12 protein-coding genes are annotated in these 15,862 nt (G+C 65.1%); 10 read left to right on the top strand and 2 right to left on the bottom strand.

The window, feature by feature from the left end; translation table 11 throughout:
• The first annotated feature begins 20 nt into the window (after positions 1 to 20).
• On the top strand, positions 21 to 2,348 hold the full coding sequence (locus tag AC3RCG_RS17660) for a penicillin-binding protein 1A (protein ID WP_492402846.1): 2,328 nt from the start codon (positions 21 to 23) through the stop codon (positions 2,346 to 2,348).
• Positions 2,349 to 2,463: 115 nt separating this feature from the next.
• On the opposite strand, the gene AC3RCG_RS17665 is transcribed toward AC3RCG_RS17660, so the two are convergent.
• Positions 2,464 to 3,117, bottom strand: a complete 654-nt coding sequence (locus AC3RCG_RS17665; protein WP_070220014.1) for a TetR/AcrR family transcriptional regulator — start codon at positions 3,115 to 3,117, stop codon at positions 2,464 to 2,466.
• Positions 3,118 to 3,474: 357 nt separating this feature from the next.
• Here AC3RCG_RS17665 and AC3RCG_RS17670 point away from each other — a divergent pair, with 357 nt between their 5' ends.
• Together AC3RCG_RS17670 and AC3RCG_RS17675 are read left to right on the top strand one after the other, a co-directional pair.
• Positions 3,475 to 4,389, top strand: a complete 915-nt coding sequence (locus AC3RCG_RS17670; protein WP_492402844.1) for a lipase family alpha/beta hydrolase — start codon at positions 3,475 to 3,477, stop codon at positions 4,387 to 4,389.
• 10 nt (positions 4,390 to 4,399) lie between these two features.
• Complete coding sequence (locus AC3RCG_RS17675) at positions 4,400 to 5,347, top strand: lipase secretion chaperone (protein ID WP_492402842.1); 948 nt, start codon at positions 4,400 to 4,402, stop codon at positions 5,345 to 5,347.
• A gap of 56 nt (positions 5,348 to 5,403) precedes the next feature.
• On the opposite strand, the gene AC3RCG_RS17680 is transcribed toward AC3RCG_RS17675, so the two are convergent.
• The gene (locus tag AC3RCG_RS17680) at positions 5,404 to 7,170 is read right to left on the bottom strand and encodes a methyl-accepting chemotaxis protein (protein ID WP_070312040.1); all 1,767 of its coding nucleotides are present in this window, start codon (positions 7,168 to 7,170) and stop codon (positions 5,404 to 5,406) included.
• A gap of 340 nt (positions 7,171 to 7,510) precedes the next feature.
• Here AC3RCG_RS17680 and AC3RCG_RS17685 point away from each other — a divergent pair, with 340 nt between their 5' ends.
• From AC3RCG_RS17685 to AC3RCG_RS17715, 7 genes are all read left to right on the top strand, one after another.
• On the top strand, positions 7,511 to 8,446 hold the full coding sequence (locus tag AC3RCG_RS17685; RefSeq protein ID WP_121669819.1) for a 5'-nucleotidase: 936 nt from the start codon (positions 7,511 to 7,513) through the stop codon (positions 8,444 to 8,446).
• A 218-nt stretch (positions 8,447 to 8,664) separates the two neighbouring features.
• Entirely contained in the window at positions 8,665 to 12,108 is a 3,444-nt protein-coding gene (gene mfd / locus AC3RCG_RS17690) for a transcription-repair coupling factor (RefSeq protein ID WP_492402839.1), read from the top strand.
• Positions 12,109 to 12,163: 55 nt separating this feature from the next.
• Positions 12,164 to 13,006, top strand: coding sequence for a phosphoserine phosphatase SerB (gene serB, locus AC3RCG_RS17695; protein WP_492402991.1), 843 nt, complete (start codon positions 12,164 to 12,166; stop codon positions 13,004 to 13,006).
• A 105-nt stretch (positions 13,007 to 13,111) separates the two neighbouring features.
• Positions 13,112 to 13,840, top strand: coding sequence for a nucleotidyltransferase domain-containing protein (locus AC3RCG_RS17700; protein WP_139143150.1), 729 nt, complete (start codon positions 13,112 to 13,114; stop codon positions 13,838 to 13,840).
• Entirely contained in the window at positions 13,837 to 14,763 is a 927-nt protein-coding gene (locus AC3RCG_RS17705) for a TIGR04222 domain-containing membrane protein (protein ID WP_492402837.1), read from the top strand. Before AC3RCG_RS17700 ends, AC3RCG_RS17705 begins: the two co-directional genes overlap by 4 nt.
• Positions 14,753 to 15,607 carry an MbnB/TglH/ChrH family RiPP precursor modification enzyme gene (locus AC3RCG_RS17710; RefSeq protein WP_492402835.1) on the top strand — a complete coding sequence of 285 codons (855 nt, stop codon included), beginning with the start codon at positions 14,753 to 14,755 and terminating at the stop codon, positions 15,605 to 15,607. Before AC3RCG_RS17705 ends, AC3RCG_RS17710 begins: the two co-directional genes overlap by 11 nt.
• Positions 15,604 to 15,861 carry a hypothetical protein gene (locus AC3RCG_RS17715; RefSeq protein ID WP_492402833.1) on the top strand — a complete coding sequence of 86 codons (258 nt, stop codon included), beginning with the start codon at positions 15,604 to 15,606 and terminating at the stop codon, positions 15,859 to 15,861. Before AC3RCG_RS17710 ends, AC3RCG_RS17715 begins: the two co-directional genes overlap by 4 nt.
• Position 15,862 lies beyond the last annotated feature (1 nt).

Consider the following 15,862-nt stretch of genomic DNA (forward strand, 5'->3'; position numbering starts at 1 on the left):
CACGCTCATGTGAGACTGCCTTGACTGCCAAACGATCCGGATTCCCCTGGCCCTCCCGCCGCGCCACCGTGCGCGGCTTCATCATCGCCGGCGGCGCCGCGCTGGCCGCCGCCGTGCTGCTGGCCGCTTACCTGTTCCTGTACGTGCGCCCCCGCCTGCCCGAGCTGGGCGTCATCACCGATTACCAGCCGAAGATCCCGCTGCGCGTGTACACAGCCGACAATGTGCTGATCGGCGAATTCGGCGAAGAACACCGCGACTTCGTGCCGATTGCGCAAGTGCCGGAAATGATGAAGAAAGCCCTGCTGGCCATCGAGGACAGCCGCTTCTACGAACACCACGGCATCGACTTCGTGCGCGCCGGCGGCGCCGTACTGTCGAACCTGCGCCACGGCTTCGGCCATGGCGGCGGCTCCACCATCACCATGCAGGTGGCGCGCAACTTCTTCCTGACGCGCGAAAAAGTCGCCTCGCGCAAGCTCAATGAAATCATGCTGGCCCTCAAAATCGAAGCGGCCCTGTCGAAAGAGCAGATTCTCGAGCTGTACATGAACCAGATGTACCTGGGCCAGCGCTCGTTCGGCTTCGGCAGCGCGGCGCAGACGTATTTCGGCAAACCCTTGTCGGAACTGTCGATCGCGGAAATGGCCATGCTGGCCGGCTTGCCGCAAAACCCGTCGCGCCACAACCCGATCAGCAACCCGAAAAAGGCGCACGCGCGCCAGCAGCTGGTCTTGAAACGCATGCGTGAACTCGATTACATCAGCGAAGGCCAGTACCGGCAGGCGCTGGCGCAGCCGCTGCATATCAATACGCGCGGCAAACAGGGTTTCGACACGCACGCCGAATACGTGGCCGAACTGGCGCGCCAGGCCGTGTTTGCGCAATTCAAGGAAGACAGCTACACCAAGGGCATCAGCGTCTACACGACGATCCTGAAGGCGGATCAGGACGCGGCCTACGCCTCGACGCGCCGCAACGTCATCGCCTACGACCAGCGCCACGGCTACCGCGGCCCGGAAACCTTCATCGACATGCCGGCCGATCCCGAGCAGCGCGACGACGCCATCGATGCTGCGCTGCAAAAACGTCCGGACAGCGACGGCCTGATCGCCGCCGTCGTCACGGAAGTGGCCAGCGGCAAGGTGGTGGCCGACACGGGCGACGGCGACGCCAAGGCCATCACGGGCGACGGCTTGCGCTTTGCCGCCCCGGCCCTGTCCGCCAAGGCGAGCGCCGGCATCAAGTTGCGCCCGGGCGCCGTGATCCGCATCAGCCAGGACGCCAAGGGTAACTGGGCCATCACGCAAGTGCCGCTGGTGGCCGCCGCCTTCGTTTCGCTGGATGCGGACACGGGCGCCTACCACGCCATGGTGGGCGGCTTCGACTACAACCTGCAAAAGTTCAACCACGTCACGCAGGCGTGGCGCCAGCCCGGTTCGGCCATGAAGCCCTTCGTGTATTCGGCGGCGCTGGAAAAAGGCTTTTCGCCGGCCACCCTGATCAACGACGTGCCCCTGGAAATGCAGGCGGGCGGCAAGGTGTGGGCGCCGCAGAATGACGACTTCAAGTTCGACGGCCCCATCACCATGCGCTACGCGCTGGCGCAGTCGAAGAACGTGGCCTCGGTGCGCATCCTGCGCGCGCTGGGCGTGTCGTACACGCACGACTTCCTGGAAAAATTCGGCTTCGATCCGGCCCGCCAGCCCAGCAATCTGACCATGGCGCTGGGCACGGGTTCCGTCACGCCCGTGCAGATGGCGGGCGCCTACGCCCTGTTCGCCAATGGCGGCCACCAGGTGGAACCATACCTGATCGACCGCATCGTCGACGCCAGGGGCACCATCCTGATGCAGACCAAACCGCCCGCACCGAACGACGACAAGACCCTGGCGCTGGACCCGCGCAACGCCTTCGTGATGGACAGCATGCTGCGCGAAGTGGCCCGCACGGGCACGGGCGCGGCGGCGACGAAAAAACTGGGACGCAGCGACATCGCCGGCAAGACGGGTACCACCAGCGACGCCGTCGACGGCTGGTTCGCCGGCTACAGCGGCGGCATCGTGGCGGTGGCGTGGATGGGCTACGACGAACCCAAATCGCTGGGCGGACGCGAATTCGGTTCGACCCTGGCCATGCCGATCTGGATCGACTACATGCGCACGGCGCTTTCCACGCGCCCGCAAGTCACGCGCGACGTGCCGGCAGGCCTGAGCCAGGTCGACGGCGAATGGTTGTACGATGAATTCATCGACATGAATGGCGTGAAGACGCTGGATATGGAGGCGGAGACGCCGACGGACCCGGCAGCACTGCCGGAGACGCTGCCGGTGGAAACCACGAACTGACGCAGCTATCTTGTCGGATGACGCTTCGCTAATCCGACCTGCCTCTTACTGCATCAATCACCAGTCGTAGGTCGGGTTAGCCGGGACGGCGTAACCCTACAGGTGCCGCAGAGGCTTACGCAGCGGCCATGCTCAAATATCCGCGCACCGTGCCGACTACGCTGTCGGCAAAATCGTCGACATTGACCTTCGCCGCGCGGTACTTCCAGCGTTTCACGTACCAGTCCTGGAACAGGGCCAGGCAGTGCGCCGCCAGCAGGGTGGGATCGCCCTGCGGCTTCGGTTCGATTTCGGCGATGGTGGCGGCGATCAGGGTCTGCACATACAGCTCGGAATTTTTCGCCATGCTGCGCTGCTCCACCTGCAGCACGCGCGAATCCATGAAGACGAAATAAAACCACGGCTGCAGCACTTCGGACAGGTAGATCGACGAGCGTATCATCGCCTCCAGGCGGTCCAGCGGCGACTTCACGTCAACGAACAGCAGCGGCAAGGCTTGCGTGGCGTGGCGCACCACGTCCTCGATCATTTCCGCCAATTGATCCTTGCTGGTGATGTAGCCATACAGGCCGCCCATCGACAGCCCCGTTTCGCGGCACAGGTCGCGCAAGCTCATGGCGCGGAAACCCACGTCATTGGCCAGGCGAAAGGTGGCGACAAAGATGCGTTCGAGATTTTCCAGCGCCGGCTTGCGGCGCTTGACGCCGATGCGCTCCGCGTGGCGGTCAAGAATATATTCCCAGATATTTTCGCCATTTAAAGGCGTCATCTGCTGAAACTGTTCAAAATTAAAATGGGTCGACAAGTGCATTCCCAAGTAACGGTGTATGAGCAATGTAAGACAGCACCTGAGCGGCGCTGCAAGACGGCGGGACGGCGGATGCGGTGCCGATTATAGCTCAGGAAAACAACTATTTGACCTTTCAACTATGCAATGGGCTCATAGGCAACGCCAAATGCGCACAGTTATTGCGCTGCATCATGCAATTCACAGCAATTTAAATCCAGCAATGCTACATTCAATAAACCGAGCGCTCGCTATTTTTAATGCATCGAGAATGTAAGGAGTGCACGGTTCATCGCTACAGCATCGACATTTCCACTATTCAATAATAACGGAGACAAAATGAAGACTCGCTTTTGGCAACTGCTATCCACCCTGCTGCTTTCCCTCGCCATCCTGCCCGGCAGCGCCGGCGCCGCCGGCTACACGCAAACGAAGTACCCGATCGTGCTCGTGCACGGCCTGTTCGGCTTCGACAAGCTGGGACCCGTCGACTATTTCTATGGCGTGTCCGACGCCCTGCGCAGCGGCGGCGCGCAAGTGTATGTGACCACCGTCTCGGCCGCCAACAGCACGGAAGTGCGCGGCGAGCAGCTGCTGTCGCAGGTGCGGCAAATCCTCGCCGCCACCGGCGCGGCCAAGGTCAATTTGATCGGCCACAGCCACGGCGGCCCCACGGCCCGCTATGTCGCCTCCGTGCGGCCCGACCTGGTGGCGTCCGTCACCAGCGTTGCCGGCGTCAACAAGGGTTCCAAGGTGGCCGATATCCTCAGCGGCGCCATTCCCAACACCAGCGGCGCGCTGGGCAATGCGCTCGCTTCCCTGATCGGCATTTTGTCGGGCAACAAGGGCTTGCCGCAAAACGCGGGCGCCTCGCTCGCCTCGCTGTCCACGGCCGGTTCGCTGGCCTTCAATAGCCGCCATCCGCAAGGCGTGCCCACCTCCGCCTGCGGCGAAGGCGCCTACCAGGTGCAGGGCGTGCACTACTTTTCGTGGAGCGGCGCGCAACCGTACACGAATGTACTCGACGTGGGCGACCCGGCGCTGGCGGCCATCAGCCTGGCCTTCGGCGGCGTGAAGAACGATGGTCTGGTCAGCAGCTGCTCCAGCCACCTGGGCAAGGTGATCCGCGACGACTACGCCATGAACCACCTCGATGAAGTCAACCAGTTCGTCGGCATCGTCAACCTGTTCGAGACGAACCCCGTCACCGTCTTCCGCCAGCAGGCCAACCGCCTGCAAGGCCTGGGACTGTAAGGAGGCTGCGATGCGCACGAACGCGAGATGGCTCATCGGCGGCAGCCTGGCGGCCCTGGTCCTGTACCTGGCATTGCGGCCGGGGGAGCCGCCCGCTCCGCCGCCGGAGAAGGCGGAACCGGACCTGTTCGCGTTCGTGCGCTCGATGGAAGGCACGCGGCCCGACGGCAACGTGACGGTGGCCGCCGGCGACAAGCTGGTGGTCGACGCGGAACTGGGGCACCTGTTCGACTACTACCTGGCGGGCCTCGGCGAAAAGCCGCTGGCCGCCATCCGCAGCCAGATCGAGGCAGAACTGGACCGGCGCCTCGCGCCCGTCCCCGCCCGCGAAGCCAAGCGCCTGCTGGGCGCTTACCTGGCCTACAAGCAGGCGCTGGCCGGCGCGGAACAGGCCTTGCCGGCGCAGGCCGATCCCGCCGTGGCGGCGCGCGCGCGCCTGCAAGCGATGCGCGCCCTGCGCGGCAATTATTTTACGCCCGAGGAAAGCGCAGGCCTGTTCGGCGCCAGCGACGCATATGACGACGATGCCGTGGCGCGCATGGCGATCCTCGGCGACACCTCGCTCGATGAAACCCAGCGCCAGGCGCAACTGGCCGTGCTGGACCAGAAAATGTCGCCCGCCCAGCGCGATGCGCGCGACGCACCCGCCAGGGTGGCGCAGCTGGACGCCTCGGTGAAGGCGTTGCGGGCCCAGGGCGGCGGCGAGAATGAAGTCTACCGCCTGCGTGCCAGCACCTTCACGCCGGCGGCAGCGGCGCGCCTGGCGGAACTGGACCGCGAGGAATCGCAGTGGCAGCAGCGCATCATCGCGTATCAGGCGCAGAAGGCGCAGCAGGCCATCCTGCCCGGCGGCGCGCAGGATGCGGCAGCCCTGCAGCAGCTGCGCGACGCCAGTTTCACGCCGGAGGAACAGCGCCGGCTGGGTGCCTACGAACAGCCACCGCCGGCCACGCCTTAAAAAAAACGGCCGCGCAAGGCGGCCGTCCGGTAGCGCATGCAGGCGCCATCAAGCCGTCAGAACACTTCCCACTCGTCCTCGCGCGGCGCGCTCTTCTGCCCCGAAGGCACGGAGCGCAGGGCCGGGCGGCCCGTATTCGAAGCCGCACGCGGTGCAGGATGCTTCGGCGCGCTGGCCACCGCGGCGCGCGGCACGGCCGGCTTTGCGCTCGCGCTTGCGCGTGCGGCTGGCGCCTGTGCGCCATCGAGCTTGAAGACGCTGACCACCTGGGCCAGCTGGCCCGATTGCTCCTGCAGCGATTCGGCCGCGGCGGCCGCCTCTTCCACCAGGGCCGCGTTTTGCTGCGTCACCTGGTCCATCTGGCCGATGGCCTGGTTGATCTGGTCGATGCCCGAGCTTTGCTCCTGCGTCGCCAGGCTGATCTCCGCCATGATGTCCGTCACGCGCTGCACGCTGGAGACGATTTCGGCCATCGTGCTGCCCGCCTCGGCCACCAGCTTGCTGCCCGTGTCGACGGCCACGACGGAGTCGCCGATCAGGGTCTTGATTTCCTTGGCGGCCGCCGCCGAGCGTTGCGCCAGATTGCGCACCTCGGTGGCCACGACCGCAAAGCCGCGTCCCTGCTCGCCCGCGCGCGCCGCTTCCACGGCCGCATTCAGGGCCAGGATATTCGTCTGGAAGGCGATGCCGTCGATGACGGAAATGATGTCGACGATCTTGCGCGACGAGTCGTTGATGGCGTCCATGGTTTCGACCACCTTGCCCACCACGGCGCCGCCCTTCACTGCCACGCCCGAGGCGGAGAGCGCCAGCTGATTCGCTTGCTGGGCGTTGTCGGCGTTCTGCCGCACGGTCGACGTCAGCTCTTCCATCGACGATGCCGTCTCTTCCAGCGAACTGGCCTGTTCTTCCGTGCGCGAGGACAGGTCCAGGTTGCCGCTGGCAATTTCCGACGACGCCGTGGCAATCGTCTCCGTGCCGCTGCGCACCTGCCCGACGATGTTCACGAGGCTGGTGTTCATGTCTTTGAGCGCCTGCAGCAGCTGGCCCGTTTCTTCCGTCGTGTGCACTTCGATGTGGCTGGTCAGGTCGCCCGAGGCCACCGTTTGCGCCACTTTCACGGCCGAATTGATCGGCTGCGTGATGGCCCGCGTGATGTAGGCGGCGCAGCCGATGCCCAGCGCGGAAGCCAGCAAGCCGAGGATGACCATCAGGCTTTCCGAGCGGATCACGGCGGCGCTGCCTTCCTTGACGCTGGCATCGGCCACGCCGTTATTGAGCTTGATGATCTCGTTGAGCGTGGCTTCGGCCTTGCTGAACAGGCTGCGCGAATCCTGGTACTGCTTGTAAAACGCCACGAACAGCTCTTTCTGCCGCGGCTCGTCGCGGTTGTCGGCCAGCTGGCGCAGGATGGCGCGTACCTTGTCGTCATCGCCCTTCCAAGCCGCCCATTCGTCCAGGAAGCGCTTCCACAGCACGGCTTCCTCGGGGGTTTGCGGCAGCGGCTCGTACAGCTTGCGGCCTGCCTCGATATTGCTCCAGGCCTTGGTGCGCAGCTGCAGCGCTTCCGCGAACTTGTCCTGTGCCTGGTAATTGTTTTCATAGATGGCGGCCGTCAGGGTGGCGGCGGCGACGGCCGTCTGGCCCTCGTTCATCATCATCAGGCCCTGGATCGACGGCAGGCGCACCACGCCGATCTCATTGACGGCGGTCCCCACGGTGGCGATGCCCGTGTAGCCGCTGATGCCCACCACCAGCAAGGCCACCATCATCACGGCAACGAGCGTCGCCAGCTTCCATTTGATCAGTAAATTCTTAAACATGGCTAGGTCCTTTATAAAGTCACGACGACTGCTGGCGAAGTTGGGGCTGGCATGTTCGAGTAAAACAGCTGACACTTGTATAAAGGTGGCGGGGATAGGGCGTACGCTTCGTTACAATTGGCGAGATTTCATAAGTGAAAGCATAGTGGAAAATACGCTCGCTGGCTGCTACATACTTGATACAAAACAAGATTTCTTTCTTTACTGTGGCGCATATTGCACAGGGGACAGAAAAAACGGCCTGGCGCCCCGCTTTGGTGCAAAAAATCCCGATACGCCACTATTGGCTACGCAGTTGATAGTCGTATAAGATGAGCAACAAGCAAACAACAGGCAGACCATGGCTTATCCTATCGAACACAAACTGGTGATCGGGGTCGCTTCCAGCGCCCTGTTCGACCTGGCAGAATCGCACCAGGTCTACCTCGACAGCGGCCCCGAGGAATACCGCAAATACCAGGAAGCGCATATCGACACGGTCCTGCCGCGCGGCGTGGCCTTCCCCTTCATTCGCCGCTTCCTGAACATCAACAAGCACTACCCGCGCCAGTCGCCCGTGGAAGTGGTGCTGTTTTCGCGCAATTCGCCGGAAACGGGCTTGCGCGTCATGCATTCGATCGCCCACTACGGCCTCGATATCTCGCGCGCCGCCTTCATGACGGGCAAGTCGCCCTATCCTTACCTGCCCGCCTTCAACGCCTCGCTCTTCCTCAGCGCGAACGAGGACGACGTGCGCAGCGCGCTGGCGTGCGACTATCCGGCCGGCCTGGTGCTGCCATCGCGCACGGAAGACGACGAAAACGACGAGGAACTGCGCGTGGCCTTCGATTTCGACGGCGTGATCGCCGACGACGAGGCGGAAACCGTGTTCAAGCGCAACAATGACGTCGATGAATTCCACGCCCATGAAACCCTGAACGTGGGCACGCCGCACCGCCCCGGCCCGCTGGCCGACCTGTTCCAGAAGCTGGCCACCATGCAGCGCCTGGAAGAAAAGGCGCAGCGGCGCGACCCCGGCTACAAAAAGATCCTGCGCATCGCCATCATCACGGCGCGCAACGCGCCCTCGCACGAGCGCGTCGTGACGACCCTGAAAAGCTGGGGCGTGGCGGCCGACGAGACGTTTTTCCTCGGCGGCATGGACAAATCGCGCGTGCTGTCCGTGTTCAAGCCGCATATCTTCTTCGACGACCAGTTGAGCCACCTGAAATCGGCGGGCGGCACGATACCCATGGTGCATGTCCCATTCGGCATCGCCAATGTCCGCGCAGGATAAAACCTGCTGCGCGTCGCGCCTTGCGGCCTGCGATGCTCACCGTACTAGCGTACGGCTGCGCTTCTTGACCACAAATCGCTGCCGCTCGCGACGGTTTTCTCAAGCGCGGAGGTGCGGGCGATGGTCTATAATCTCGCCTGTCAGCGCCGTCACTGGCGGCGCGGCGCGCATCACAGCTGTTCCACTCAACTGCCTCTGCCACTAGTGTCATCGCCTGCATGTCCTTAGACTTAACGAAAGCCCTCCCCAAGCCCGGCAACCGCTATGCGCTGCCCGCCCTGTATGGTTCATCCGACGCCTATGCCCTGGCGCTGGCCGCACTGGAATTGAAAGCGCGGGGCCAGATGCTGGCCGTTGTGGTGGCGCAGGCCAGCGACGGCCAGCGCCTGCTCGATGAAATCCCGTGGTTTGGCGGCAAGGAACTGCGCTGCCATCTGCTGCCGGACTGGGAAACCCTGCCCTACGACGCCTTTTCGCCGCACCAGGATCTGGTCTCCGAGCGCCTGGCCACGCTGCACGAAATCCAGACGCGCCAGTGCGACGTGCTGATCGTGCCGGCCACCACGGCGCTGGTGCGCCTGGCGCCGCCGTCCTTCCTGGCCGCCTACACCTTCTTCTTCAAGAAGGGTGAAACCCTGGACGAGGCGCGCCTGAAGTCGCAGCTGACCCTGGCCGGCTACAGCCATGTGTCGCAAGTGATGTCGCCGGGCGAATACTCGGTGCGCGGCGGCCTGCTCGACCTGTTCCCCATGGGTTCGGCCCTGCCCTACCGGCTGGACCTGTTCGGCGACACCATCGAAACCATCCGCACCTTCGACGCCGACACCCAGCGCTCGCTGTACCCCGTGCACGAAGTGCGGCTGCTGCCGGGCCGCGAATTCCCCATGGACGAAGCGGCACGCACCACCTTCCGCAACCGCTGGCGCGAACAGTTCGAGGGCGACCCGTCGCGCTCGGTGGTCTACAAGGACATCAGCAGCGGCATCGCCTCGGCCGGTATCGAATATTATTTACCGCTGTTCTTCGAACAGACGGCCACCCTGTTCGACTACCTGCCGCCCGACGCCTCGCTGGCCCTGGTGGGCGAGATCGACGCCGCCATCGGCCGCTTCTGGACCGACACGCAGTCACGCTACCGCTTCCTGAAGGCGGACCGCGAGCGGCCGATCCTGCCGCCCGAATCGCTGTTCCTGTCCGACGAGCAGTTCTTCGGCCTGGCCAAGCCCTATCCGCGCCTGGCGATCGCCAAATCGAACGATGCGCTGGCGTCCGAACTGTCGGCGCCGATTCCGAACATCGCCGTCAACCGCCGCGCCGACGACCCGCTGGCCAACCTGCGCAGCTATCTGCTGCAAGCGGGCCGCCGCGTGATGATCTGCGCCGAATCGAACGGCCGCCGCGAAACCCTGCAGCAGTACTTCAGCGAATACGACCTGCAGCTGACACCGGTGGAAGGCAGCGACGGCTTTCTGCAGTCCGACGCCAAGCTGATGCTGGGCGTGGCGCCGCTGCACGCGGGCTTCGAGCTGTTTACGCCGGAAGGAAATTTATCCTTCATCACCGAGACGGAGCTGTATGCCGGTTCCGGCCGCAGGGTCGGCACCAAGAAACAGGAAGGCGTGACGCAGGTCGAGTCGATGGTGCGCGACCTGTCCGAGCTGAAAATCGGCGACCCCGTCGTGCACATCAACCACGGCATCGGGCGCTACATGGGCCTGACCAGCATGGACCTGGGCGAAGGCGAGACGGAATTTTTGCACCTCGAGTATGCGAAGGACACGAAACTGTATGTGCCCGTGTCGCAGCTGCATGTGATCTCGCGCTATTCGGGCGCCTCGCCGGAAGACGCGCCGCTGCATTCGCTCGGCTCGGGCCAGTGGGAAAAAGCGAAAAAGCGCGCCGCCGAACAGGTGCGCGACACGGCGGCCGAACTGCTCAACCTGTACGCGCGCCGCGCGCTGCGCCAGGGCCACTCGTTCGAATTCTCGTCGCACGACTACCAGCGCTTCGCCGACAGCTTCGGCTTCGACGAGACGCCGGACCAGGCCGAGGCGATCCACAACGTCATCAAGGACATGACGTCCGGTAAACCGATGGACCGCCTCGTGTGCGGCGACGTCGGCTTCGGCAAGACGGAAGTGGCGCTGCGCGCCGCCTTCATCGCCGTCATGGGCGGCAAGCAGGTAGCGATACTGGCGCCCACCACCCTGCTGGCCGAACAACACGCGCAAACCTTCGCCGACCGCTTCGCCGACTGGCCCGTGCGCATCGCCGAGCTGTCGCGCTTCCGCACCGGCAAGGAGATCACGCAGGCGTTCAAGGGCATGGCCGACGGCACCATCGACATCGTCATCGGCACACATAAACTGCTGTCGGACGACGTAAAATTCACTCGCCTGGGCCTCGTCATCATCGACGAGGAACACCGGTTCGGCGTGCGCCAGAAGGAGGCATTAAAGGCCTTGCGCGCGGAAGTGGACGTGCTGACCCTGACGGCCACGCCGATCCCGCGCACCCTGGGCATGGCGCTGGAAGGCTTGCGCGACTTTTCCATCATCGCCACGGCGCCGCAAAAGCGCCTGGCCATCAAGACGTTTGTCCGCAGCGAGGGCGAAGCCATCATCCGCGAAGCATGCTTGCGCGAACTCAAACGCGGCGGCCAGATCTACTTCCTGCACAACGAGGTGGAAACCATCCAGAACCGCCTGGCCATGCTGACGGAACTGCTGCCCGAGGCGCGCATCGCCGTGGCGCACGGCCAGATGCACGAGCGCGACCTGGAAAAGGTCATGCGCGACTTCGTCGCCCAGCGCTTCAATATTTTGCTGTGCACGACGATCATCGAGACGGGTATCGACGTGCCGACGGCGAACACCATCATCATGCACCGCGCCGACAAGTTCGGCCTGGCGCAGCTGCACCAGTTGCGCGGCCGCGTTGGCCGCTCGCATCACCAGGCCTACGCCTACTTGCTGGTGCACGACGTGCAGGGCCTGACGAAACTGGCGCAGCGCCGCCTGGACGCCATTCAGCAGATGGAAGAGCTGGGCAGCGGCTTTTACCTGGCCATGCACGACCTGGAAATCCGCGGCGCCGGCGAGGTGCTGGGCGAGAGCCAGTCGGGCGAGATGACGGAAATCGGCTTCCAGCTGTATTCGGACATGCTCAACGAAGCCGTGCGCTCGCTGAAGGCCGGGAAGGAGCCGGACCTGGCCGCGCCGCTGGCCTCGACCACCGAGATCAACCTGCACGTGCCGGCCCTGCTGCCGGCGGACTTCTGCGGCGACGTGCACGAGCGCCTGTCGATCTACAAGCGCCTGGCCAACTGCGCCACGCAAGAGAAAATCGACGATATCCAGGAAGAGCTGATCGACCGCTTCGGCAAGCTGCCCGACGCCGTCAAGGCCCTGGTCGAGACGCACCGATTGCGCATCGCGGCGAAAACCGTGGGCATCGTCAAGATCGACGTGCATGGCGAGGCGGCCACCCTGCAATTCATGGCCAAGCCGCCCATCGACCCGATGCGCATCATCGGCCTGATCCAGAAGAACCGCCATATCAAGCTGCATGGCCAGGACAAGCTGAAAATCACGGCCGCCATGCCGGACCTGGCCGCGCGCGTGACGCAGATCAAGACCACCATCAAGCAATTGACGGTGTAGACCATTTCGACCATTTATGCAGGCCTGACCCATGACCAATACCAAGACCATCACCATGAACCTGATCCTGCAGGGTCTCGACGGCGATAGCGCGCGCCTCGAGCGCATCGCCGCGCTGGCCGCGCCCACGTCCGTCACGCGCCTCGGTCCGAATGCCGTGCGCTGCGAGCAGATCGCCTATTCGCCAGCCCTGCGCCCCACCATCGAAGTGGCGGCCCAGGCGGCGCAGCTGGACGCGACCTACATGATGGGCCAGCGCGAACTCAGTGAGTTCAAGCTGGTGGCGATGGACATGGATTCGACGCTGATCACCATCGAGTGCATCGATGAAATCGCCGACATGCAGGGCCTCAAACCGCAAGTGGCGGCCATCACGGAAGCGGCCATGCGCGGCGAACTCGATTTCGCGGCCAGCCTGAAACAGCGCGTGGCCCTGCTCGAAGGCCTCGATGCATCGGCCCTGCAGCGCGTCTACGACGAGCGCCTGAAGCTGTCGCTGGGTGCCGAGAAGATGCTGGCGGCCGTGCAGGCGGCCGGCCTGAAGACCCTGCTGGTGTCGGGCGGCTTTACCTTCTTCACCGAGCGCCTGAAAGAGCGCCTCGGCCTCGACTACACGCACGCGAACGAACTGGAAATCGTCGACGGCAAGCTGACGGGCAAAGTCTTAGGGGGCATCGTCGACGCCGAGGAAAAACAGCGTACGGTGGAACGCGTATGCGCGGAGATGGGGATTGTGCCATCGCAGGCCATCGTCATGGGCGACGGCGCCAACGACTTGAAAATGATGGGCATCGCCGGCCTGTCCGTGGCCTTCCGCGCCAAGCCCGTGGTGCGCTCGCAGGCCGATGTGGCGCTGAACTTCGTGGGACTCGATGGCTTGCTCAACGTCTTGAGCTGAGCCGGGGCCAAGTTCGCGGCGCCGGACGGTGCGCGCACGGTTGCATAAGTTTGCTATATTGCAAACTTATGTTCACCCCGCCCGCCCACCGTGAAAGAACACCGCATGCCGCCACCGCTGCCAGAAGAAATACAACGCCACCTGGATGTGTTCGTCGCCGCCGCGCAAACGGCCTTCGGCGCCGACCTGGCCGCCGCCGTGCTGTTTGGCTCGGCCGCCGACGGCCAGTTGCGCGCCACGTCCGACGTCAACCTGCTGTTGCTGCTCAAGCGCTTTACGCCGCAGGCGGCCGATGCGCTGCGCGCTCCCTTGCGCCTGGCGCACGCCGCCATCGACTTGCAGGTGATGTTCCTGCTCGAAAGCGAATTGACGCAGGCTGCCGACGCCTTCGCCGTCAAGTTCGCCGACATCATCGCGCGCCACCGCGTCTTGCTGGGCAATGATCCTTTCGCCAGCCTGCACACGAGCCGCGACGCCGTGCTGCGCCGGCTGCGGCAAGTGCTGCTGAACCAGCAGGTGCGCATGCGCGAACGCTATATGCTATTGAGCCTGAATGAAGAACAGCTGGCCGGCGCCATCGCCGACGCCGCCGGTCCCTTGCGCTCGGCCGCCGCCTCGCTGGCGCAGCTGGAGGGCAAGTCTGCGCTGTCCGGCAAGCAGGCGCTCGAAGCGTTTGTCGACCAGCTGGGCGAACCGTCGCTGCACGCAGCCTTGCAAGCGATGTCGGCGGCGCGCGAAACGGCGCGCCTGGCGCCGGGGCAAGCCCTGCCCGCCTTCACAAGCCTGATGACGATGACCGAACGCCTGCGCGAGCACGCGGAGCAGATGCGGTGAACGGTCTCAATCCCTTTGACTGGAGCGGACCGTGGTTCCTGCTGGCCTATCTGATCTTCGGCCTGCTCGTGTACTACGGCGTGCGCGAGCTGCTGATCCGCCAGGAAGTGCGCAATCCGCACGCCCAGCTGACACTCGCCGACGATCCCTACCGCATCGCCTTCTTGCGCGGCGGCGCCCTCGAAGCCGTGAAGATCGCCGCCATCGTGCTGGTCGACCGCGGCTTGCTGCGCGCCGATGGCCCGCTGCTCGAAACGGCCAGCGCCGACAGCCTGCGCTTCGCCAGCCACGACATCGAACGCGACGTGCTGCGGCTGTACCTGGGCCGCCAAGGCCATAGCAAGGAACTGGCCGTGCAGGCCGGGATGCTGCCATCGTGCCGCGCCTACCAGGAGACCTTGACGCAGCAGGAATTGCTGGTCGGCCCGCCGCTGCTGCGCCGGCGCGAACGCATCACCTGGGCCGCGCACTGGCTGCTGGTGACGGTGGCCGGCGTCAAGGCCGTCATCGCCATCAGCCGCCAGCACTACAACCTGCTGTTCCTGGCAGTCCTGCTGGCGATTTTTCTCCTCATGCTGCGCGGCCTGCGCACCCAGGCGACCAGCTGGAGCGCGCAGCGGCTGCTGACCGACTTGCGCATGCTTTTTGGCCGCCTGAACATGCGCTCGGCGCGCCTGCAGGCAGGCAGCAGCAGCGCGGACATGGCACTGCTGGCCGCCATCTTCGGCATCGGCGCCCTGCCCTTGTCCGTGTACGGATATGTCGCCGAGCTGTACCCGTCGCCCCGGCACAGTTCGGGCGGCGACTCGTCGTCCGGCGGCACGGGCGACTCGGGCGGCTCTTCATCGGGCGGCGACGGCGGCGGTGATGGCGGCGGCAGCGGCTGCGGCGGGTGCGGCGGTGGCGGCGGCTGTGGCAGTTAGCCAGGCAAGCGCACGCGACCGCGTCGGCCTGGGCTGGCGCGGCGAACTGGCCGCCGGCATCCTGTCCCACCTGGCGCGGATCGACGTGCTGGAAGTGATCGCCGACGATTACTACCATGCCTCGCGCGCCGGCGTCGCCGCCCTGCACCGCCTGGCGCGCCAGGTGCCCGTCAGCCTGCACGGTGTGGGCATGGGGCTGGCCTCGACGATACCCGCCGACCCGCGCCGGCTGCAGGCGATGGCGCGCCTGATGAAGGAGGTGCAGGCGGAATCGTGGTCCGAACACCTGAGCTTTGTGCGCGCCGGCGGCATCGAAATCGGCCACCTGGCGGCGCCGCCGCGCACGCCGCTCAGCGCCGCCGGCGCCATCGCCAATATCGCGCTGGCCACGCGCATCGTCGGCAGCGCGCCGCTGATGGAAAACATCGCCACCCTCGTCGCCCCGCCGGCCAGCACCATGGACGAAGCCGAGTGGCTGACGCAGATTATCCACGGCGCGCAAGTGCCGCTGCTGCTCGACCTGCACAACCTGTTTGCGAACGCCGTCAATATTGGCGAGCGGCCGGAACAACTGCTGCTGCGCCTGCCGCTGGACAGGGTCGGCGCCGTGCACCTGAGCGGCGGCCACTGGATCGCTGCGCCGGGCGGCGGCCAGCGGCTGCTGGACGACCACCTGCACGACGTGCCGCCCGAAGTGTTCGCTTTATTGACCCTGCTGGCGCGCCATGCACCGCAACCGTTGACGGTGATCGTCGAACGCGACGGCAATTACCCGTCGTTCGGGCATGTGCTGGGCCAGCTGGAGCTGGCGCGCGCGGCCTTGCGCGCGGGGCGCAGCGCATGAGTTCTCCCGCGCTGGAAACCTATCTGGCCAGGCTGTACACGGACGACGCCGTGCTTCACGCCTTCCTGCTCGCGCCGCGCGCGCAAGCCTTGCTGCACGGCTTGTCGCCGCAGGAAGCGGACGCGATGGCGGCGATGGACCGCGTCGGCCTGCAGATGGCGGCGGCCAGCTATCGCGCCAAGCGGGCCGCGCACGGCAGCAGGGTCACGCCGGCGCAACCCTGGTGGCGCCGGCTGCTGGCCGCCTGGACCTGAC

The organism is Janthinobacterium sp. GW823-FHT01H08 (assembly GCF_058797855.1).